Source organism: Pseudomonas sp. ICMP 8385 (assembly GCF_002699915.1).
Classification (GTDB): domain Bacteria; phylum Pseudomonadota; class Gammaproteobacteria; order Pseudomonadales; family Pseudomonadaceae; genus Aquipseudomonas; species Aquipseudomonas gessardii.
This window is the reverse complement of the sequence record NZ_LKBY01000002.1, coordinates 112,393-131,920: the sequence shown is the minus strand read 5'-3', so window position 1 is coordinate 131,920 and position 19,528 is coordinate 112,393. Positions and strand designations below refer to the sequence as shown.

Below are 19,528 nucleotides of genomic sequence, written 5' to 3'. Positions count from 1 at the left end.
TTGATCAACTGGAGAAGCATCCATGCCTTCGATACGTCTACCCACCTTGCTCGCCGCAGCCTTCACTGTCCTGATGAGTATGCAGGCCCCGGCTGCGCCCAAAGACCACTTCAGCGTGTGCTGGACCCTTTACGCCGGCTGGATGCCCTGGGAGTACGCCGGCAGCCAAGGCATCCTCGACAAGTGGGCAAAGAAGTACGCTATCAAGATCGATATGGTGCAACTCAACGACTACGTCGAATCCATCAACCAATACACCGCCGGCCAGTTCGACGGTTGCACCATGACCAACATGGATGCCCTGACCATCCCCGCTGCCGGCGGTGTCGAGAGCACCGCGCTGGTAGTCAGCGACTTCTCCAACGGCAACGATGGCGTGGTGATCAAAGGCCAAGGCAAAACCGTCGCCGACCTCAAGGGCATGCACGTCAACCTGGTGGAGCTCTCTGTCTCCCACTACCTGCTGGCACGGGCCCTGGACTCGGCCGGTCTGAGCGAAAAAGAGCTGAAAGTGGTGAATACCTCCGACGCTGATATTGCCGCAGCCTTCAACACCGATCAGGTACAAGCCGTCACCACCTGGAACCCGATGTTGTCTGAGATCAAGGCCAAGCCCGGGACCAGCCAAGTCTTCGACTCCAGCAAAGTGCCTGGCGAAATCATGGACATGATGGTGGTCAACACCCAGGTACTCAAAGACAACCCCGCCCTGGGCAAGGCTCTGACCGGTGCCTGGTTTGAAGTGGTGGCGCTGATGAATGCCCAGACCGCAGCCGGCACCAGCGCCCTTGAACACATGGCCAAGGCGTCCGGTACCGACCTCAAGGGGTTCCAGGCACAACTGGGCACGACCAAACTGTTCGCCACCCCCAGGGAGGCGCTCGACTTCGCCACCAGTGCGCAGTTGCCAGCGACCATGGGCAAAGTCGCCGAGTTCTCCTTTGCACACGGCCTGCTCGGCGAAGGTGCCCGGGACACCAACGCCGTAGGCATGAGCTTCGCCAACGGCGTGACCCGCGGCGACATCGCCAACCTCAAGCTGCATTTCGACCCCGGCTACGTGCAGATGGCCGCCGACGGCACGCTGTAAGAGGACACGGCCATGCGCCTGATCAATCGTCATCCGGATCGTTCCAGCCGCCTGTTGTTGGTGCTGTTGCCGTTCGCCCTGCTGTTGCTTGCCTATTTCGTGGGCTCGGCCGAGCGCCTGGCCGAAAACCCCAACGACAAATTGCTGCCCAGTGCCGGGCAAATGAGTGATGCGGTGAAGCGCCTGGCCTTCACCGCTGACACCCGCACCGGCGAATACCTGCTGTGGCAAGACAGCGCTGCAAGCCTGCGCCGCCTGGCCATCGGCCTGGGCATCAGCGCCCTCGCCGGCCTGTGCCTGGGCATGGCCGCTGGCACCTTGCCATTGTTCGGGGCACCGCTGTCTCCCTTGCTGACGGTACTGTCGATGGTGCCGCCCTTGGCGATCCTGCCGATTTTGTTCATCGCGTTTGGCCTCGGGGAGCTGTCGAAAGTAATGCTGATCGTGATCGGCATTACCCCCTGCCTGGCCCGTGACCTGGAGCAACGGGCGCGGGAAATACCCGTCGAGTTGCTGGTCAAGGCCCAAACCCTCGGCGCCTCGACCTGGACCCTGATGCTGCGAGTGGTGCTGCCGCAGTTGCTGCCTCGCCTGCTGATCTCCTTGCGCCTGATGCTGGGGTCGGCGTGGCTATTTCTGATCGCCGCCGAGGCCATCGCGTCCACCGACGGCCTGGGCTATCGGATCTTCCTGGTACGCCGCTATCTGGCCATGGATGTGATTCTGCCGTACGTGATGTGGATCACCCTGCTGGCGTGGCTGATGGACTGGGGTCTCAAGGCCCTGACCCGGCGTGCATTTCCCTGGTATGAAGGAGCACGGGCATGAGCTTTATCAGCGTCAACAACGTGTGGCAGCGCTACGGCGAGCAGGTGGTGCTCGAAGGCCTCAATCTGCAGGTTGCCGAGGGGGAGTTCTGCACCTTGGTCGGCACTTCGGGCTGCGGCAAATCGACCTTTTTGCGCTTGTTGCTCGGACAGGAAACCGCCAGCCGAGGCGAGATCCTGCTGGACGGCCAAGCCCTCGCCGCCGAGCCCGATGCCAGCCGTGGCGTGGTGTTTCAACGCTATTCGGTGTTTGCCCATTTGAGCGTGCTCGACAATGTCACCCTGGGCCTCGAACTACCGAAGTCCGCATGGCTGGGGCGGCTGTTTGGCAACGCCAGAAAAGCCGCCCGCGAACAGGCCGCCGCGTTGCTGCACAAAGTCGGTCTCGGCCACGCCCTGGACAAGTACCCGGCACAGCTGTCCGGCGGCATGCAACAACGCCTCGCCATTGCCCAGGCCCTGATCATGAAGCCCCGTGTGTTGCTGCTGGACGAACCCTTCGGCGCTCTCGACCCGGGCATTCGCAAAGACATGCATCAGTTGCTGCTGGAGCTGTGGCGTGAAACCCGGCTGACGGTGTTCATGGTCACCCACGACCTCAGCGAGGGCTTCAGCCTCGGCACACGCCTTCTGGTCTTTGACAAGGTGCGCGTCGACCCCCACGCCCCCGGCGCCTATGGCGCCCGTATCACCTATGACATTCCCTTGAACAGCGAGCGTCGCAAGGCACTCGCCGCCGAACTTGGAGCGACGTGCCAATGATCGATGCCACTCAACTGTTTCCACCGTTCGCCGAAGAAATGCTGCCCGGCGGCGGCCACCGCTCCTTCGTGCTCAAGCGTGGCCAACTGCTGCGCCTGACCGATATTCGCGGTGGCGCCAATGTCAGCCTGACCCTGCTTAATGCCAATGAAAAAACCGAACGGCTGAACCTGCCCGACAGCCTCAAATGCCAACACACCGCCAAGCTCACTGCCGGCCACTGCCTGTACTCGGACATGGGCCGCGTACTGGCTGCTATCACCGCCGATACCTGCGGCTGGAGCGACAGCATCGGCGGCGTGCTCTGCGCCTCGGAAGTGGCCGAAAAGTATGGCCAGGGCCGCTTCCAGGAACGGCGTAACGGCTTCTTGCGCAACGGCACCGACAACCTGCTGGTGGAACTGGGCAAATGGGGCCTGGGGCTTTGCGACCTGTTGATGACCCTCAACCTGTTCAGCAGAGTCCGCGTGGACGGCGACGGTGGCCTGCACTTTGTACCGGGCAACGCCAAGGCTGGCGACTACATCGAACTCTACGCGCCGATGGACACTCTGGTGGTGCTCACCGCCCTGCAACATCCGCTGGACCCCAACCCTGACTACGCACCACAACCTTTGAAACTGAGCTGGATGAACGCCGATAAAAGCGTCGCCGAGCACTGCCGCACTTCGCGCCCGGAAAACGAGCGCGGTTTTATCAACACTGACCGTCTGTTCGCCTGAGGCCCTGCCATGTCTATTGCACTTGCCAAACAACCGGACACCGCGATCTACCGTGCAACCATTCCCGCCGGCGAACCCTGGCTGATGGAGGTCAAGGCCGGACAGACCTTGCGCATCCTTGATCTGGAGGGCAACCAGGCGGTCGACACCCTGTTCTACAGCCTGAAAAACCCCAGGGAACGCTATGACGTGCAACGCACTCTGCGCCGGCAAAACAACATCTACCTGGGCACCGGCAGCGTGCTGTATTCCAACCTCGGCCAGCCAATGCTGACCATCGTCGATGACACCTGCGGGCGCCACGACACCCTCGGCGGAGCCTGCGCCCAGGAGAGCAACACCGTGCGCTACGCCCTGGAAAAACGCTACATGCACAGTTGTCGCGACAACTACCTGCGGGCCTGTGCCCATGACGGGCGCCTGGGCAAAAAAGACATTGGGCCGAACATCAATTTTTTCATGAATGTGCCGGTTACCGCCGACGGCGGCCTGACCTTTGAAGACGGCATCAGCGCCCCCGGCAAGTACGTCGACCTGCGCGCAGAAATGGACGTGATTGTGCTGATCTCCAACTGCCCACAACTGAACAACCCCTGCAACGCCTACAACCCCACCCCTGCGGAGCTACTGGTATGGAACTGAAACTCAAGCGCCTGCGTAGATGGTTTTTTGCCCTGTGCCAGTCCCGAAGCGGGCAGTGCCTGCAAAAACCCTGAAGCCCTGGAATCTGCGCCATGGACGACCCTGGCGCCACGCCCACTGTGCGGGACGGCCCGCATCCCAGGACAAGGCTGAGCCGTTGTCAGCCTGTGGGGTTTAGCCATGTTCAAAAAACTCTTGATCGCCAACCGTGGCGCTATCGCCTGCCGTATCCTGCGCACCTTGCGTGACCTGCAGGTCGAAGGCATTGCCGTCTATTCCCAAGCCGATGCCACCAGCCTGCATATCCAGCAGGCTGATGAGGCTTATAGCCTGGGCGACGGGGCGGCACCAGGCACCTACCTGTCGGTGGAGAAAATCCTCGCCGCCGCCAAGGCCTGCGGGGCCACCGCGATTCATCCGGGCTATGGGTTTCTTGCAGAAAATGCCGCCTTTGCCGAGGCCTGCGAAAACGCGGGTATTGCCTTTGTCGGGCCAACCCCACAGCAACTGCGTGTGTTCGGCCTCAAACACACGGCCCGCGCCCTGGCCAAGCAACACAGGGTCCCGCTGCTGGAAGGCACTGAGCTGCTCGACAGCCTGGAGGCCGCGCTGCTGGCCGGTGAGCGCGTGGGCTATCCGGTCATGCTCAAGAGCACCGCCGGTGGCGGTGGCATCGGCATGCGGGTCTGTCGCGACGCCGCGGAGTTGAGCGAGTCCTTTGACGCGGTCAAACGGCTGGGGCAGAACAACTTCAGCAACGCCGGCGTGTTTATCGAGAAATACATCCAGCAGGCCCGCCATCTGGAAGTCCAGGTATTTGGTGACGGCGCGGGTGAGGTTATCGCCTTGGGCGTGCGCGACTGCTCCGTACAACGGCGCAACCAGAAAGTCCTCGAAGAAACCCCGGCGCCGAACCTGCCCGAGGGCCTGGCCGACGCCTTGTGTTCGGCGGCCATCAGCCTGGCCAAAGCCGTGAACTACCGCAGCGCCGGCACGGTGGAATTTATCTTTGATCGCGCCGACGGGCGCTTCTACTTCCTGGAAGTGAACACCCGCTTGCAGGTAGAACATGGCGTCACCGAACAGGTATGGGGCGTGGATCTGGTGCGCTGGATGGTGCAATTGGCGGCGGGAGAGTTACCCCCCCTGCACACACTGGTGCTCAAACCCCAGGGGCATGCGATTCAGGCCCGCCTGTACGCAGAGGATCCTGGTCGGGATTTCCAACCGAGCCCGGGGCTCTTGACCCAAGTCGACTTCCCCTGCGCCGAAGGTCTGCGGATCGACACCTGGGTCGAAGCCGGTTGTGAGATCCCGCCTTATTTCGACCCCATGATCGCCAAGCTCATTGCCTGGGCACCGACCCGTGAACAGGCACGCCTGGATCTGCACCAGGCCCTGGGCGACAGCCAACTGTACGGCGTGGAAACCAACCGCGATTACCTGCGCCAAATCCTCTCGGCCGCCCCTTTTGTCAGCGGCCAGCCATGGACCCGCTGCCTGGAAGACCTGGTCTACCACGCCGATACCTTTGAGGTGCTAAGCCCCGGTACGCAAACCAGTGTCCAGGACTATCCCGGCCGCCTCGGCTACTGGGCCGTCGGTGTACCACCGTCAGGCCCGATGGACAGCCGTGCACTGCGCCTGGGCAATCGCTTGCTGGGCAACGAAGACGGTGCCGCCGCACTGGAAATCACCATGAGCGGGCCGCTGTTGCGTTTCAACTGCACGGCGGTGGTGGCCGTGACCGGGGCTCCCATCACGCTGTTGCTGAACGATCAAAGCGTGCCGATGAACACTGCCTTGTTGATCCCCGCCGGCGCCACCCTAAGCCTGGGCATGCTCACTGGCGCAGGAGCCCGCAGCTACCTGTGCCTGCGTGGTGGCCTGCAAGTGCCCGACTACCTGGGCAGTAAAAGCACGTTTACCCTTGGGCAGTTTGGCGGTCATGGCGGGCGGGCGTTGCGCGCCGGCGATGTGTTGCATCTGTCACCGCTGCTCGATACCAGTGCCGGCCAGACGTTGCAGCCACAACCACTTGCCCACGTTCGCACACTGCGGGTGATCTACGGCCCCCATGGCGCGCCGGAATACTTCAAGCCGGAGTACATCGACACCTTCTTCGCCACCCGTTGGGAGGTACACTTCAACTCCAGCCGCACCGGCGTGCGGCTGATCGGGCCCAAGCCGCTGTGGGCGCGTACGGATGGCGGTGAAGCGGGTTTGCATCCCTCCAATATCCACGACAACCCCTACGCCATCGGGGCAGTGGACTTTACCGGTGACATGCCGGTGATCCTGGGGCCGGATGGCCCGAGCCTGGGTGGGTTCGTATGCCCGGTGACGGTGATCGAAGCGGACCTTTGGCAATTGGGCCAGCTCAAGGCCGGTGACACACTCCAGTTCACCCCCATCGATCTCAAGACCGCCCGCGATCTCGCCCGGGACTGGGATCAACCGTGGAAACCGAACGTACCCCCACACTTGATCGCCTCACCTGTGGTTGTGGATATTGGCAAAGACGACACCCGCCTCGTCGCCCGTCTCGCCGGCGACACGCACCTGCTCCTGGAAATCGGCGCGCCCGAGCTCGACCTGGTCCTGCGCTTTCGTGCCCACGCACTGATGCAAGCGCTGCAAGCGCTATCCCTGCCCGGCGTGATCGACCTGACACCGGGCATTCGTTCCCTGCAAATCCACTACCAGCCCGAGCAACTGCCTCTGGCTGATCTGCTGCCCCTGATCACCCGCCAATGGCATGCCGTGTGCGCCACGCCCAACCTGCAAGTACCCTCGCGCATCGTTCATCTGCCCTTGTCATGGGACGATCCGGCCTGCCAACTGGCCATCGAAAAATACATGACGACCGTGCGCAAGGACGCGCCCTGGTGCCCAAGCAACCTTGAGTTCATCCGCCGCATCAACGACCTGGCCAACCTTGATGAAGTGCGCCGCACCGTGTTCGACGCCCACTATCTGGTGATGGGCCTGGGCGACGTTTACCTCGGTGCTCCAGTCGCCACGCCACTGGATCCGCGCCATCGCCTGGTGACCACCAAATACAACCCGGCGCGCACCTGGACCGCCGAAAACAGCGTGGGCATCGGCGGCGCCTACCTGTGCGTCTACGGTATGGAAGGCCCCGGTGGTTATCAGTTTGTCGGGCGCACCTTGCAGATGTGGAACCGCTACCGCGAAGTGGCGGCGTTCGACGGCAAGCCCTGGTTGCTGCGTTTCTTCGACCAGATCCGCTTTTATCCGGTCAGTGGCGAAGAACTGCTGAGGATTCGTCGGGACTTCCCGCTTGGGCGTTTTGAACTGAACATCGAACACAGCCAGTTGAACCTGGCGGATTACCAGGCCTTTCTGGCGCAGCAGGCCCAGAGCATTGGTGCGTTTCGTGAACAACAACAGCATGCCTTCAACGCCGAACGCGAGCGCTGGATCGCCAGTGGCCAGGCACATTTCGACAGCGAGGAACGCCCCTCCCCCCTGGCAGAAGACACACCGCTTGAGGCCAAGCAAGCGAGTATCGACAGCCCCATCGCCGGCAACCTCTGGCAGGTCCAGGTGACGGCGGGCGAGCGCGTCGCGGCCGGTGCGGTGCTGGTCGTGCTGGAGTCAATGAAGATGGAAATCCCCGTGTTCGCGCCATTCGCCGGCACAGTGCGGGAAATCCCCGTGCAACCTGGCAGTGGCATCGGCGCCGGGCAACGTGTGGTGGTGCTGGAGCGTGACTGATCTCTACTTTCCTACAGGCGGACAAGCCATGAATCTGCAACTCGATAACCTGCGCAGCGCTTACCTGAGTGGCGACATCACCCCGCGTCAACTGCTGCTGCAACTACGGGAAAAAGCCATACAGTTGAACCCGGACTATCACCTGTTTATCCACCTGCTCAGCGTTGCAGAACTCGAACCTTATCTGCGAGCACTGGAGGGCCAGGCGATAGCCGACCTGCCGCTGTTCGGCGTGCCATTTGCGATCAAGGACAATATCGACCTGGCCGGTGTGCCCACCACGGCGGCGTGCCCGGCATTCGCCTATACACCGTCGCGCTCGGCGACCATCGTCGAGCAGTTGATCGCCCTCGGTGCGGTGCCACTGGGCAAGACCAATCTTGATCAGTTCGCCACAGGGCTCAACGGCAGCCGCTCACCGTATGGCGCCTGCCCCAACAGTGTGCTGGCGCAGTATCCGTCGGGCGGCTCCAGTGCCGGGTCTTCGCTGGCCGTCGCGCTGGGCGTGGCAAGTTTTGCCTTGGGCACCGACACTGCCGGCTCCGGTCGTGTACCGGCAGCCTTGAACAATCTGCTGGGGCTCAAAGCCACCAAAGGGCTGATCTCCACAGCGGGGGTGGTGCCGGCATGTCGCACCCTGGATTGCGTCACCACGTTTACCCACACGGCGCAGGAAGCCAGCCACCTGTTGGCGCTGACCGCAAGGCTTGACCCTCTGGACGCCTACAGTCGCCGTAACCCTGCCTGGAATGATGCCTCGGCCTTTGGGGCGCCACGGCCTTTTCGTTTCGGTGTGCCACGGGATCAGGACCTTGAATTCTTCGGCTGCGAGCAAGGCCCGCGCCTGTTTCGCCAAGCCATTTCTCGCCTGATCGCCTTGGGTGGCGAGCCGGTCAGCCTCGACCTGTCGCCGTTCCTCGAAGCCGCCCGCCTGCTGTATGAAGGGCCATGGGTCGCGGAGCGCTACAGCGTCGCGGGCGATTTGATGGAGTGCCAGCCTGAGGCAGTCCTGCCGGTGATTCGTGCAGTATTGGCCAAGGCACCGGCCGTCACGGGTGTCGACACCTTCCGCGCCCAATACCGCCTGCAAATGCTCAAGACCCTGTGCGACCAGGCACTGCAAACCCTTGATTGCGTGTTGACGCCGACCATCGGTCGCCCCGTGACTCTCGACGAGTTGCACGAAGAACCCGTGCTACGCAACGCCGAACTGGGCTACTACACCAACTTCATGAACCTGCTGGATTACGCCGCCGTCGCCGTGCCCAGCGGTTTTATGGACAACGGCTTGCCTTGGGGCGTGACACTGTTTGGTCGAGCGTTTACCGATCAGTACCTGCTCAGTGTGGCGCACGCGCTGCAGCGCCAGCAGGCCTCGGCTGCGTCAGCAATCGGCACCGCCAGCCATGACCGCACGCGCCTGGTGGTCTGCGGTGCGCACCTGGAAGGCCTGGCACTCAACGGGCAACTGACCCGGCGTGGCGCACGCCTGTTGGAGCGTACCCACAGTGCAGCCCACTACCAACTCTTTGCCCTCGCCGGCGGCCCCCCCTACCGGCCCGGCATGCTAAGAGTGGCGCAAGGCGGCGTGGCGATTGCAGTCGAAGTCTGGGAGATGCCCAGCAGCGAACTGGGCTCCTTTGTCCACGGCATCCCCGCCCCCCTGGGCCTGGGCAAGGTGCAACTGGCCGATGGACGCTGGGAAAGCGGCTTTATCTGCGAACCCTACGGACTCGCCGGTGCACTCGACATCAGCCACTTTGGCGGCTGGCGCCAGTACCTGGGCAGTTTGCAATAGCGGGCCTTGGCTGTATCGTGCAAGGCACACCGGGTTCCACCGGGACTTGTCCGATACCGCCTGAACCGACCGATGACCACACCTCAACTTTGCCCTGCCTGTGGCGCCCGCAACGACTGCACCCTGGCCGACCCACGTACCGTCGACCAGGCCTGCTGGTGCTACAACGTCAGTATCGACCCGGCGGTGCTTGAGGCGTTGCCCGAGGCACTGCGCAACAAGGCCTGCCTGTGCCCACGCTGTGCCCAGGTCGATGAGCAATTGCGCAAGGCCGAGGCCCGGTAATGCGTCTCGACCGGTTCCTCAGCAACCTGCCCCGTTTCAATCGCCAGCAAGTGCGCCTGCTGCTGGCGGAGCGCCGGATCCACGTCGATGGGCTGCCGGTTGCCGACCCCCACCATGACGTTCGCACATTCAGCCGCGTGGAGTGTGATGGTCAAACCCTGCAAGCAGGCAAACCCGCACGCTATTTCATGCTGCACAAGCCGCCAGGCTGCGTGAGTGCCACCCTCGACCCGCAACACCCCACCGTCCTCGACCTGCTGGATGAACCGGACAAGGGCGACCTGCATATCGCCGGCCGCCTGGACTTCAACACCACCGGCCTGTTGCTGATCACCAATGATGGCCAGTGGTCGCGACGCCTGACCCAGCCTCGGACCAAGCTGCCCAAGGTCTACTACGTCGAGACCGAGCAAGAGATCGGCCCGGATTACGCCGCAACATTCAGCGCCGGCCTGTACTTCGCCTTCGAGGACCTGACCACCCAACCGGCCGACCTGCAAGTGCTGAGCCCCAAAAGCGCGCGCCTGAGCATCATTGAAGGGCGTTATCACCAGGTCAAGCGCATGTTCGGGCACTTCGACAACAAGGTGACGCGCCTGCACCGCGAACGCATAGGGCCGCTGGTGCTGGATGAACAGCTCGCCCCCGGCCAGTACCGGCCGCTGACCGACGCCGAAATCCAGCAGATATGACCGCTCAGCCGGTGATCGCCAAAACCCCAGGGTGAAACGGGCGACCTGGCCCGCCTCCTGCTTGAATCAAAACGCCAGCCGTAATCTGACTGGCGAGTCACTCTACCCTCCAAGAAACACCTTGCCCGCCATAACAACAGCCGTCGGCCAGCCTCATCGGACCAACATGGGCCTCCTTTCCAGGCGTATGCCTACCTGTCACAAAGCTCGTGCAGAGTGATCTGCGCGCACCACCCGCTTGCCAGGAGTCTTACGACATGAGGCCAGAAATCGCTGTGCTGGATATACAGGGGCAGTATCGGGTTTACACGGAGTTCTATCGCGCGCAGGCTGCTCAAAAGACCATCATCCTGGTCAACGGCTCCATGGCCACCACTGCGTCTTTCGCCCAGACCGTGAAAAGCCTGTACCCGCAATTTAATGTGGTTTTGTACGATCAGCCCTACGCCGGTCGCTCCAAAGCCCACAATCGCCATGAGAAAATGCTGACGAAGGACATTGAAGGCCAGATCCTCCTGGAACTCATCGAGCACTTCGCCGCCGAGCATGTGCTGTCGTTTTCCTGGGGCGGCGTCGCCACCCTCGTCGCCCTGTCCCAGCGCCCTCGCCGCGTGGAGAAAGCCGTCATCAGCTCATTCTCCCCGGTGATCAACGCACCGATGCGCGACTACCTGGAGCGCGGCGTCGACTACCTGGGCAACCTCGACCGCCACAGCGTCGGCCACCTGGTCAACAGCACCATCGGCAAACACCTGCCGCCGCTGTTCAAGCGCTTCAACTATCGGCACGTCAGCACCCTGGCCGAGCACGAATACGGGCAGATGCACTACCACATCAGCCAGGTGCTCAACAGCGACCGCCAGTGCTACCTCAAGGCCGCACGGCAGATCGACATTCCGGTCCTGTTCTTGAATGGGGAGTGGGACGAATACACCAGCGCCGAGGATGCCCGGCTGTTCGGGCAACATGTGGCCAACAGCAGCTTCGGCACCATCCAGGCCACCGGGCACTTCCTGGACATGGAGCACAAGGCCGCGTGCAATGACAGCCGGCAGGCATTGATGGGCTTTTTGCAACCGCAACAGTCGGTGAACCGACTGCGGTATCACCAGGGCCAGGCCCCGCAGGCGTTTGCCATTTGAAAGCAAAGCCCTGGAGCGACACCCCAGGGCTGGCTCAAACGTCGGCTGACGCTCGCAACTTGCACATTTTTCAAAGAAAAACTTCAAATTGCCGCGCACATCTGGTACAAAGTCAGCCGCTCTGAGCGGGTATAGTTTAGTGGCAAAACGAAAGCTTCCCAAGCTTTAGTTGAGGGTTCGATTCCCTCTACCCGCTCCACTTTTGTTTTCTCTCGTTTTTCCGCCTTATCCCCCCCACGTTTTTACATCGGCGACCAGCCCAGGCGGTACGGGGCTTTCAGCGATTCTGCATGTTCCCTAGCATTCCGCCGCTTGTCTTTTCAGTCTGGAATTTTTTGTATAGCGGTTTGTAGAGTGGAGTTAGATCGAACCACACTCACTGATTGCTCGTACGTATGCCTGACACCCGCCAACACAATCAATCCCTCATCCCCCTCCTCGGCAATTCTGACAATTCGTTGAGCAAACACTCGGCCAAGTTCGGCTCTCTCTTCTCCGTAAACCCGCCGGAGCTGGTGGCGACAGGCACTGCATCGGTGACTGCAAAGGGCGGGGTGGCAAGGCAGGACGGCCATCGCCGTTCAGATCCAAGCCCTTGGTTCCAGTGCTGATAGGGTCGTAGGCCTGTCCCTGCCAGATGATCGTGCCATTCTGCATATGGCCGTGAAAGCGCATCACGTCGCCTCCCAGGTGGGTGGAGTCGACTTCGTACAAGCGAACGGCATCACCCGGCTCCAGCAGTTGGGCATCGGTGTTGATAGCCATAGTTAAAACCAACCATTCGTCGGAACTGTTATTTCTAACAGTATTTTATAAAAAATAATCGGCGAAAAATCAGACATCAAATACGACTAAAACGACGTCAGCCACTTGATGAAACATCAAAAAATTGAGGCCTACAGCACTTAACCCCAATCAGGTAGTAACTCCTAAATTCTGTACAAACAAGGTGAACGAAATGAGCAAAGTCAAACTTACAACCACCCTTGGTGAAATAACCATAACGTTGTTCGACGAAAAAGCTCCTATCTCAGTAAATAGCTTTTTAGATTACGTTAAAAACGGCCACTACAACGGAACAATCTTCCACAGGGTAATTAGTGGCTTTATGGCTCAAGGCGGAGGCTATGAACCGAACATGATTCAAAAACCGACTAATGCACCAATAAAAAATGAGGCGAACAACGGATTAAAAAACGATATGTATACAGTTGCCATGGCACGTACCCAAAACCCCGACTCAGCCGCTGCTCAATTTTTTATTAATTTCTCAAACAATAGCTTCCTCAACTACTCTTCTAGCACACCACAGGGCTGGGGCTACGCCGTTTTTGGCGAAGTTACAGAAGGACAAAACGTAGTAGACGAAATTCAAAAAACCAGAACGGGTAAAAAATCGATGTACTCAGATGTCCCCGTAACCGATATCATAATTACAGAGGCGAAAATCATTCAATAAACCTATAACAACTCTGATTATTGCCATCGTCCGGGTTTCCAGAACTTTACGGTCAGACGCCCACCCTATTCGGGTTGTTGAAAAAGCCGTCGCGGTCGCCTACTTCGGTCAACCAGGAATGGCAGGCATAAAAATCCGGTGCTCTTATGGGGAGCCCGGATTTTTCAGCGGATAAAACTAGCTCAGTGCTACAGAGTTTTTAGCGGTTTAATCAAACTTTCCGCCGGAATCCCAAACATCTCATGCAGTTTCCAAATCATCGGCAGCGTAAGAGCCCGCTTCCCGTTCAACACCTCATAAACCCGATTCTTCCGCCCGATGGCAGGCACAAGATCTGTCGCTGACAAACCGGACTGCTCCATCCTGAAACGTATAGCATCTACCGGACTGGGCAGGTCAACCGGAAAGTGCTTCGCTTCGTAAGCCTCGATCAGCGTAATCATTACCTCAAGGTAATCCCCTTCAGGAGTCCCTGGCTCTGGTTCATTATCGAACAGCGGCGAGACAGCCTTTAGCGCTTCTTGGTAATCCTGTTCGGTATGAATGGGTCGAATGTTCATGGGTTACTCCATTTCAACAGCATCTGCGTCAACGGCGGCGTACTGCTTATGTGTGCCGACAAATTTGATAGAGAGCGCGCCGTAGCGGTAGGCCACAGCGACCACTACAGAACACCGAGGCCTCTTGTGGGAGTCCTAGCAGGTTTAGCCCAGTAAAACCTCGCAATACCTGCGTCCTGCAGCCTCGCCCCGTGCTCATACACTGCTTGCACCACCTGCCCTGTTTTGTTGGTGGGTAGAGTGTTGATAATTTTAATTTAGTGGTTATAGTCACTACCAACACACCACAAGGAGGTGATGTGGATAGCCGATACTTGATAGGCCATATCGTCGCAGATGGCTGGTACCTGGTGCGCGTCAGGGGCAGTCATCATCACTTCAAGCATCCCACCAAGCCCGGGCTGGTGACCATTCCCCATCCCCGCAAAGACCTGCTGGACAAGACCGCCAAGAGTATTTTGAAACAGGCCCTGCTCAGTTAAAAAGTCCGTGGAGGACAACGCACATGCTGTATCCAATTGCAATTTCAACCGGCGACGACCACCACGCCTGGGGCGTAGAAGTCCCCGACATCCCTGGTTGCTTCTCTGCCGGCGATGATCTGGACGACGCCATGGCCATGGCGCGGGAGGCCATAGAAGGTCATTTCGAGCTTCTGGCGGAGGACGGTGCGCCGATTCCCAGCGCGCAAAAGGTCACGCTCCACGCGGCCAACCCCCTGTACGCCGGCTGCACCTGGGCGGTGGTGGATATTGATGTGACCAAATACCTGGGCAAGGCGCAAAAACTCAACATCACGCTGCCTGGCTATTTGCTCAACCGCATCGATGAGTATGTGCTGCATCACCCAGAAGAAAAAAGCCGCTCGGGGTTTCTCGCTTCGGCTGCGCTGAAGGTGTTGCAACAAGAACGGTAATACCGCCGAATTTGACCGCAAGAAACGTAGTTCACCCCAAGGCGATGAGCGCTAAAGTGCTGCCCTACCCGGTCAATGATCCACCCAACAAGGAGCCCGCTCATGCCGTGTGAATATAAACTCATGCCCTCTCCCGTCGGCGAACTGACCCTGGTTTCCCGCAATGGCAAGCTCGCCGCCATCTTGTGGGAAACCGAGCGCGCTAACCGTGTGCGCCTGGGCGAGTTGGTAGAGGTCAACCACAGCCCGGTGCTGTTGGAGGCCGAACGCCAGTTGAACGAGTATTTTGCCGGTACCCGCGACCGCTTCGAGCTGGAACTGGACTTTGCCGGCACCGAGTTCCAGAAAAAAGTCTGGGCCGCACTGTTGACCATCCCTTTCGGTGAAACCCGCACCTACAGCCAGATCGCCCAGCAGATCGGCAACCCGAAAGCCGTGCGGGCGGTAGGCGCGGCGAACGGGCGCAATCCCATTTCAATCATCGCCCCCTGCCATCGGGTGATTGGGGCGTCGGGCGGGCTGACCGGGTTTGCCGGTGGGCTTGAAGCCAAGCAGTATTTGCTGAGCCTGGAAGATGGCGAGGCCTCACGGTCGCTGTTTTGATGACCCCGTAAATGGTGGGCCCACCTCTTCATCGGGATTGGGCCCAAGAGATGTAAAAAGAAATCTCAACATGCCGCCACGGTCACACTCTATACATTCGCATCGCCTGGGCTGTTGGAGAAAGTTCTGCGTGATGACGTGCACCACCAGGCGCAGAGCGCGGAGAAAATCTGTGCCCCCTCAAACCCCAACCGCCGTGTTCATGAAAGGGCTAGCGCTCAACCGTCGCCATTGCGGCTCTTGCCATAAGACGAAGCCAGCGCCCGGGCTTTTTCCAGGCGGGTTTCCAGCTTGGGCAGGGTTTCGTCGACCAGCGCCTTGATTTCGGGGATATCCGACGCTGCACCTTCCTGCTTGAACAGCGCAATGGCCTCTTCGTTGGCCTTGACCTGCTGGGCGGTGTAGGCGGCGTCGAAGGAGTCACCGTCGGTCAGCTGCGGCATCAGGGTTTCGGCCTTGTCGGCGATCTGCTCGCGTGGCGCTACCGGTAGGTCGAGTTTTTTCGCAATGGCCGCCAAATGCTGATTGGCCAGGGTGCGTTCATTGATGACCTCGATGGTGTAGTCCTTGATTTCCTGGGACGAGGTCTTGGCGTGGGCCATGCGGCTGGTTTCGATATCGGCCATGCCCTTGGCCGAGGCTTGCTCGATGAATTCGGCCGGCCCTTGGGCCAAGGCATTGCTGGCGCCGAGGCCCAGCAGCATCGCGAAAGTGGCGGTGCGTAACCGGATAGCCATGCGGCTCATGATGGGTTCCTCCAGGTCATAAATACAGGCCGGGGAACGAGCCCCGCCCTGAATCTGAATTTTCAGGGCGGCAAAGGTTTAGAAAAAACTTGCCAGTGCGACGAACGGTCGTCGTCGCTCAGGTCGTTTTACTGCCCAGTAAACCCGGCAACGCATGGGCCAGGGCATTGATGGCAAAGCCGATAAACATCACGCCACACAGCTTGGTGATCAGCACTTCATGGCGCTGATACACGGTACGCACTTGGCGGGCGCCGACGATGCCGATCAAGATGGCATAGGCCAGCAGGCCACCGACAAAGCTCAAGACAATCAGCCACGGCAACATGCCCCAGGTCAGCAATTCGGCCCGGCTCGACAGCAGCGCGGTGAACGTGGCCACGGCCACCGGGTACGCCTTGGGGTTGGTCAGGCCAAACAGGATGCCGTGCCAGAACGGCTGGCGCGCCGCGCCCTGAGGTGCTTCGCCGCTGCGACTACGGCTGCGGATAGCGCGGATGCCCAGCCAAAACAGATACAGGGCACTGAGCACACCCAGCACATCAAATGCACTGCTGCCGATTTCCCGCGCACCGACAATCGCCACCAACGCGGTGCTGCACCACACCACATCGCCCAACAGGTGCCCGCACAGAAAACCCGCGCCGGCCCGACGCCCGCGCGCCGCACCGATGCCAAATACCGCCAGCACCCCGGGGCCCGGCGTGATGCCATAGATAAAGCCCGAGGCAATGACGGCAAACAGCAATGATGAAGTCATGGGTAACACGCTCTGACAAAAAAGGAGGGGCGCGTCGATTGTGCACAATCCACCCGGCACTGCAATGCTAGGCCACGGGTTTGGCCAACACGTCTTGCACTTGAGCGATCAACCACTGCAAGGCGCCATCCCCACCGCGGCGTTTATGCCAGGCCAATACAAAACCGAAGGACGGGATATAAAACGGCGGCGGCACCACCATCAGGTGCCGGGGATCGATATTGAGCAGCCCTTGTGAAGACACGGTGAGAATCAGGTCGGTGCCCTGGATCAACTGCGGCGCGATGCCCCAATGCGGCAGGCTGATCGCCACATGGCGCCGCTCACGGATCGCGGTCAGGGCCCGTTCGATTTCCGGGGTGCCACTGCCGCGCATTTCCAACAGCACATGGGGCCGCGCCAGGTAGGTGGGCAAGTCGAGCACGCCACCTGGGGGCAAGCTGTCGCGGTCGACCAGGCAGGCATAGTGCTCCTCGAACAACGGTGTGCTGCGCAGCTCGGCCGGCAGGTCGGGAAACACCCCGGCCGCCAGATCGATCTCGCCACTGAGCACCCCTTCCTGCATACCTTCGCGACTGGCGTGGGAGATGACCAGGTCAATCCCCGGCGCCTGCTCGCGCAGCGCCCTCGCCAGCCCGGGCAACAGCAGCGCCGCGCCGTAATCGGACATGGCCAGGCGAAACGTGCGCCTGGCCGACGCCGGGTCGAAACGGTTCGGCGCCAGCAACGACTGCACCTGGGCCAACGCATCGGCCAGCGGCGCCGCCAGCTCCAAGGCGCGAGCGGTGGCAACCAGGCCGCCCCCCTGGCGCACCAACAACGGGTCGTCCAGCAGGTCACGCAAGCGTGCCAGCGCATGGCTGACCGCCGGCTGGCTCAGATGCAGACGCTCGGCGGCGCGGGTGACGTGCTGCTCGCTGAGCAAGGCGTCAAGGATCACCAACAGGTTGAGGTCGATGCGGCGCAGATCATTCATAGCATGCATGTTCAACATAAGAACTTGGCATTTAAATCTGCGCGACGAATACCGTACAGTCCAGCAAAACCTTTGGGAGATGGATCATGAGTACGTTGCATTGGCTGGGCTTGTTACTGTTGGCGGTGCTTGCCGGGGCGGTGGTGCCGTTTCAAAGCGCGATCAATGCCAACCTCGGGCGCGGCCTCGGGCATCCGTTGTGGGCAACCCTGGCTTCGCTGCTGGTGAGTATCCTGGTGTTGTTGCCGGTGATCCTGGCGTTACGGTTGCCGCTGCCCAGCCTCGGCTTTATCAGCAAGGCACCGCTGTGGATGTGGACCGGAGGGGCATTCGGCGTGTGTTTTATCTCCCTGGCCCTGGTGCTTTTGCCCAAACTCGGGGCATCGGGGTTTATCGCCCTGGCCATGACTGGGCAAATCCTCGCCTCGTTGTTGCTCGATCACTTTGGCTTGTTTGGCTTGGTGGAGCGACAACTGACGGCGCCCCGCCTGCTCGGGGTACTGATGCTGATCGCCGGGGTGGCGTTGATTCAGTTCAGCGCCGCGCCCGCCAAGGCTCTGCTTGGAACTACGGTGGCAAGCAGAGGGTTATAAGTTTTTAGCTACAAGCTGCAAGCCAGAAGCTTGTAGCTTGCAGCTTAACTACCAGCTTTCTCAAAACGCGCTACGGAAAATCTCCTCGATCTGGCGCTGATCCGCCCGCCGTGGGTTGGTCAGGCCGCAGGCATCCTTGAGGGCGTTGGTGGCCAGCAGCGGGATGTCTTGCAGCTTGGCCCCCAGTTCACGCAGGCCGGCCGGGATGTCGACATCCTGGGACAGGCAACGGATCGCCGCGATGGCCGCCTGGGCGCCCTCTTCGGGGCTGGTGTGTTTATCGGTCACGCCCAGGGCACGGCCAACGTCGCTCAGGCGCGCTGCGCTGACGCTGGCGTTGAAGCTTTGCACGTGGGGCAGCAGCACCGCGTTGCACACTCCATGGGGCAGGTCGTAGAGGCCGCCCAATTGGTGGGCCATGGCGTGGACAAACCCCAGGGAGGCGTTGTTGAAGGCCATGCCGGCGAGAAATTGCGCATAAGCCATGTTTTCCCGGGCCGCCATATCGCTGCCGTCGCGCACAGCCAGGCGCAGGTTGGCGCTGATCAATTCGATCGCCTTGATTGCGCACGCATCGGTGATCGGGTTGGCCGACGTGGACACATAGGCTTCGATGGCGTGGGTCAGCGCGTCCATGCCGGTGGCGGCGGTCAGGCCCTTGGGCATGGCGACCATCAGTGCCGGGTCATTGACCGACAACAGCGGCGTGACGTTGCGGTCGACGATGGCCATTTTCACGTGGCGGGTTTCGTCGGTGATGATGCAAAAACGCGTCATTTCGCTGGCAGTGCCGGCCGTGGTGTTGATCGCCACCAGGGGCAGCTGTGGCTTGCTCGATTGGTCCACCCCTTCGTAATCGCCGATATGCCCGCCATTGGTGGCACACAGGGCGATGCCCTTGGCGCAGTCATGGGGCGAGCCGCCGCCCAGGGACACCACGAAATCGCAGGCACTTTGCTGCAACAACCCCAGGCCGTTCTCGACGTTCTCTACATTGGGGTTGGGTTTGGCGCCGTCGTAGATCACCGAATCGATATCCTGCATCGCCAGTTTCTCGGCAATCATGCTGGCCACGCCCGCCTTGGCCAGGCCGGCGTCGGTGACAATCAGCGCCTTGCGAAAACCGTAGTTGCGGATGGCGCTCATGGCTTCGTCGAGGCAGTCGATGCCCATGATGTTGACGGCGGGAATGAAGAACGTGCTGCTCATGGTGA

21 protein-coding genes, 1 tRNA gene and 1 pseudogene are annotated in these 19,528 nt (G+C 60.6%); 16 read left to right on the top strand and 7 right to left on the bottom strand.

Annotated features, from left to right (window positions below; all coding sequences use genetic code 11):
• Nucleotides 1–22: 22 nt before the first annotated feature.
• The 11 genes from AO268_RS03440 (at nucleotide 23) to AO268_RS03390 (ending at nucleotide 11,900) form a co-directional block, all read left to right on the top strand.
• Nucleotides 23–1,090 carry a putative urea ABC transporter substrate-binding protein gene (locus AO268_RS03440; RefSeq protein WP_076962526.1) on the top strand — a complete coding sequence of 356 codons (1,068 nt, stop codon included), beginning with the start codon at nucleotides 23–25 and terminating at the stop codon, nucleotides 1,088–1,090.
• A 12-nt stretch (nucleotides 1,091–1,102) separates the two neighbouring features.
• Nucleotides 1,103–1,918 (top strand): ABC transporter permease, encoded by an 816-nt coding sequence (locus AO268_RS03435; RefSeq protein WP_099167908.1) that lies wholly within the window; start codon nucleotides 1,103–1,105, stop codon nucleotides 1,916–1,918.
• Nucleotides 1,915–2,679, top strand: coding sequence for an ABC transporter ATP-binding protein (locus AO268_RS03430; protein WP_076962528.1), 765 nt, complete (start codon nucleotides 1,915–1,917; stop codon nucleotides 2,677–2,679). Before AO268_RS03435 ends, AO268_RS03430 begins: the two co-directional genes overlap by 4 nt.
• Nucleotides 2,676–3,401 (top strand): urea amidolyase associated protein UAAP1, encoded by a 726-nt coding sequence (locus tag AO268_RS03425; RefSeq protein ID WP_099167907.1) that lies wholly within the window; start codon nucleotides 2,676–2,678, stop codon nucleotides 3,399–3,401. Before AO268_RS03430 ends, AO268_RS03425 begins: the two co-directional genes overlap by 4 nt.
• 9 nt (nucleotides 3,402–3,410) lie before the next feature.
• Entirely contained in the window at nucleotides 3,411–4,043 is a 633-nt protein-coding gene (locus tag AO268_RS03420) for an urea amidolyase associated protein UAAP2 (protein WP_038446620.1), read from the top strand.
• A gap of 180 nt (nucleotides 4,044–4,223) precedes the next feature.
• Entirely contained in the window at nucleotides 4,224–7,784 is a 3,561-nt protein-coding gene (gene uca, locus AO268_RS03415) for an urea carboxylase (protein ID WP_099167906.1), read from the top strand.
• A 28-nt stretch (nucleotides 7,785–7,812) separates the two neighbouring features.
• Nucleotides 7,813–9,582, top strand: coding sequence for an allophanate hydrolase (atzF, locus tag AO268_RS03410; RefSeq protein WP_099167905.1), 1,770 nt, complete (start codon nucleotides 7,813–7,815; stop codon nucleotides 9,580–9,582).
• A 72-nt stretch (nucleotides 9,583–9,654) separates the two neighbouring features.
• Complete coding sequence (locus tag AO268_RS03405; RefSeq protein WP_076962532.1) at nucleotides 9,655–9,867, top strand: cysteine-rich CWC family protein; 213 nt, start codon at nucleotides 9,655–9,657, stop codon at nucleotides 9,865–9,867.
• Nucleotides 9,867–10,559 carry a pseudouridine synthase gene (locus tag AO268_RS03400; protein ID WP_099167904.1) on the top strand — a complete coding sequence of 231 codons (693 nt, stop codon included), beginning with the start codon at nucleotides 9,867–9,869 and terminating at the stop codon, nucleotides 10,557–10,559. Before AO268_RS03405 ends, AO268_RS03400 begins: the two co-directional genes overlap by 1 nt.
• Before the next feature lie 257 nt (nucleotides 10,560–10,816).
• The gene (locus tag AO268_RS03395; RefSeq protein ID WP_099167903.1) at nucleotides 10,817–11,701 is read left to right on the top strand and encodes an alpha/beta fold hydrolase; all 885 of its coding nucleotides are present in this window, start codon (nucleotides 10,817–10,819) and stop codon (nucleotides 11,699–11,701) included.
• 125 nt (nucleotides 11,702–11,826) lie between these two features.
• Nucleotides 11,827–11,900, top strand: a tRNA-Gly gene (locus AO268_RS03390).
• 227 nt (nucleotides 11,901–12,127) lie between these two features.
• Here the strand turns inward: AO268_RS03390 and AO268_RS32305 are convergent.
• The gene (locus AO268_RS32305) at nucleotides 12,128–12,466 is read right to left on the bottom strand and encodes a hypothetical protein (protein WP_130898243.1); all 339 of its coding nucleotides are present in this window, start codon (nucleotides 12,464–12,466) and stop codon (nucleotides 12,128–12,130) included.
• Nucleotides 12,467–12,659: 193 nt separating this feature from the next.
• Here AO268_RS32305 and AO268_RS03385 point away from each other — a divergent pair, with 193 nt between their 5' ends.
• Nucleotides 12,660–13,160, top strand: a complete 501-nt coding sequence (locus AO268_RS03385) for a peptidylprolyl isomerase (RefSeq protein WP_099167902.1) — start codon at nucleotides 12,660–12,662, stop codon at nucleotides 13,158–13,160.
• A gap of 188 nt (nucleotides 13,161–13,348) precedes the next feature.
• On the opposite strand, the gene AO268_RS03380 is transcribed toward AO268_RS03385, so the two are convergent.
• Together AO268_RS03380 and AO268_RS03375 are read right to left on the bottom strand one after the other, a co-directional pair.
• Nucleotides 13,349–13,720 (bottom strand): helix-turn-helix domain-containing protein, encoded by a 372-nt coding sequence (locus AO268_RS03380; protein WP_076962536.1) that lies wholly within the window; start codon nucleotides 13,718–13,720, stop codon nucleotides 13,349–13,351.
• 3 nt (nucleotides 13,721–13,723) lie between these two features.
• Nucleotides 13,724–13,828, bottom strand: a pseudogene (locus tag AO268_RS03375) (type II toxin-antitoxin system HigB family toxin); the annotation flags it as partial.
• A gap of 191 nt (nucleotides 13,829–14,019) precedes the next feature.
• On the opposite strand from AO268_RS03375, the gene AO268_RS03370 reads away from it, so the two are divergent.
• The 3 genes from AO268_RS03370 (at nucleotide 14,020) to AO268_RS03360 (ending at nucleotide 15,239) form a co-directional block, all read left to right on the top strand.
• Nucleotides 14,020–14,202, top strand: coding sequence for a type II toxin-antitoxin system HicA family toxin (locus tag AO268_RS03370; protein ID WP_076962537.1), 183 nt, complete (start codon nucleotides 14,020–14,022; stop codon nucleotides 14,200–14,202).
• A gap of 23 nt (nucleotides 14,203–14,225) precedes the next feature.
• Nucleotides 14,226–14,636: a type II toxin-antitoxin system HicB family antitoxin gene (locus AO268_RS03365; protein ID WP_076962538.1), complete on the top strand. Its 411-nt coding sequence runs from the start codon at nucleotides 14,226–14,228 to the stop codon at nucleotides 14,634–14,636.
• 102 nt (nucleotides 14,637–14,738) lie between these two features.
• Complete coding sequence (locus AO268_RS03360; protein WP_076962539.1) at nucleotides 14,739–15,239, top strand: methylated-DNA--[protein]-cysteine S-methyltransferase; 501 nt, start codon at nucleotides 14,739–14,741, stop codon at nucleotides 15,237–15,239.
• A gap of 218 nt (nucleotides 15,240–15,457) precedes the next feature.
• On the opposite strand, the gene AO268_RS03355 is transcribed toward AO268_RS03360, so the two are convergent.
• The 3 genes from AO268_RS03355 to AO268_RS03345 all read right to left on the bottom strand — a co-directional run bounded on the left by AO268_RS03355 (nucleotide 15,458) and on the right by AO268_RS03345 (nucleotide 17,730).
• Nucleotides 15,458–15,985, bottom strand: a complete 528-nt coding sequence (locus AO268_RS03355) for a DUF4142 domain-containing protein (RefSeq protein ID WP_099167901.1) — start codon at nucleotides 15,983–15,985, stop codon at nucleotides 15,458–15,460.
• A gap of 118 nt (nucleotides 15,986–16,103) precedes the next feature.
• Nucleotides 16,104–16,745, bottom strand: a complete 642-nt coding sequence (locus tag AO268_RS03350) for a LysE family translocator (protein ID WP_099167900.1) — start codon at nucleotides 16,743–16,745, stop codon at nucleotides 16,104–16,106.
• A gap of 67 nt (nucleotides 16,746–16,812) precedes the next feature.
• Nucleotides 16,813–17,730, bottom strand: coding sequence for a LysR family transcriptional regulator (locus tag AO268_RS03345; RefSeq protein WP_420876155.1), 918 nt, complete (start codon nucleotides 17,728–17,730; stop codon nucleotides 16,813–16,815).
• Nucleotides 17,731–17,807: 77 nt separating this feature from the next.
• Here AO268_RS03345 and AO268_RS03340 point away from each other — a divergent pair, with 77 nt between their 5' ends.
• Nucleotides 17,808–18,314, top strand: coding sequence for a DMT family transporter (locus AO268_RS03340; protein WP_099167898.1), 507 nt, complete (start codon nucleotides 17,808–17,810; stop codon nucleotides 18,312–18,314).
• Nucleotides 18,315–18,374: 60 nt separating this feature from the next.
• On the opposite strand, the gene yiaY is transcribed toward AO268_RS03340, so the two are convergent.
• Nucleotides 18,375–19,523: an L-threonine dehydrogenase gene (yiaY, locus tag AO268_RS03335; protein ID WP_099167897.1), complete on the bottom strand. Its 1,149-nt coding sequence runs from the start codon at nucleotides 19,521–19,523 to the stop codon at nucleotides 18,375–18,377.
• Nucleotides 19,524–19,528 lie beyond the last annotated feature (5 nt).

Coding starts and splice junctions, on each gene's coding strand:
- AO268_RS03405 (WP_076962532.1), top strand. CDS start 9,655: ATGACCACACCTCAACTTTGCCCTGCCTGTGGCGCCCGCAACGACTGC.
- AO268_RS03440 (WP_076962526.1), top strand. CDS start 23: ATGCCTTCGATACGTCTACCCACCTTGCTCGCCGCAGCCTTCACTGTC.
- AO268_RS03350 (WP_099167900.1), bottom strand. CDS start 16,745: ATGACTTCATCATTGCTGTTTGCCGTCATTGCCTCGGGCTTTATCTAT.
- AO268_RS03365 (WP_076962538.1), top strand. CDS start 14,226: ATGCTGTATCCAATTGCAATTTCAACCGGCGACGACCACCACGCCTGG.
- AO268_RS03400 (WP_099167904.1), top strand. CDS start 9,867: ATGCGTCTCGACCGGTTCCTCAGCAACCTGCCCCGTTTCAATCGCCAG.
- AO268_RS03355 (WP_099167901.1), bottom strand. CDS start 15,985: ATGAGCCGCATGGCTATCCGGTTACGCACCGCCACTTTCGCGATGCTG.
- AO268_RS03340 (WP_099167898.1), top strand. CDS start 17,808: ATGAGTACGTTGCATTGGCTGGGCTTGTTACTGTTGGCGGTGCTTGCC.
- AO268_RS03420 (WP_038446620.1), top strand. CDS start 3,411: ATGTCTATTGCACTTGCCAAACAACCGGACACCGCGATCTACCGTGCA.
- AO268_RS03395 (WP_099167903.1), top strand. CDS start 10,817: ATGAGGCCAGAAATCGCTGTGCTGGATATACAGGGGCAGTATCGGGTT.
- AO268_RS03380 (WP_076962536.1), bottom strand. CDS start 13,720: ATGAACATTCGACCCATTCATACCGAACAGGATTACCAAGAAGCGCTA.
- AO268_RS03360 (WP_076962539.1), top strand. CDS start 14,739: ATGCCGTGTGAATATAAACTCATGCCCTCTCCCGTCGGCGAACTGACC.
- AO268_RS03435 (WP_099167908.1), top strand. CDS start 1,103: ATGCGCCTGATCAATCGTCATCCGGATCGTTCCAGCCGCCTGTTGTTG.
- atzF (WP_099167905.1), top strand. CDS start 7,813: ATGAATCTGCAACTCGATAACCTGCGCAGCGCTTACCTGAGTGGCGAC.
- AO268_RS03430 (WP_076962528.1), top strand. CDS start 1,915: ATGAGCTTTATCAGCGTCAACAACGTGTGGCAGCGCTACGGCGAGCAG.
- AO268_RS03425 (WP_099167907.1), top strand. CDS start 2,676: ATGATCGATGCCACTCAACTGTTTCCACCGTTCGCCGAAGAAATGCTG.
- AO268_RS03385 (WP_099167902.1), top strand. CDS start 12,660: ATGAGCAAAGTCAAACTTACAACCACCCTTGGTGAAATAACCATAACG.
- uca (WP_099167906.1), top strand. CDS start 4,224: ATGTTCAAAAAACTCTTGATCGCCAACCGTGGCGCTATCGCCTGCCGT.
- AO268_RS32305 (WP_130898243.1), bottom strand. CDS start 12,466: ATGGCTATCAACACCGATGCCCAACTGCTGGAGCCGGGTGATGCCGTT.
- AO268_RS03345 (WP_420876155.1), bottom strand. CDS start 17,730: ATGCATGCTATGAATGATCTGCGCCGCATCGACCTCAACCTGTTGGTG.
- yiaY (WP_099167897.1), bottom strand. CDS start 19,523: ATGAGCAGCACGTTCTTCATTCCCGCCGTCAACATCATGGGCATCGAC.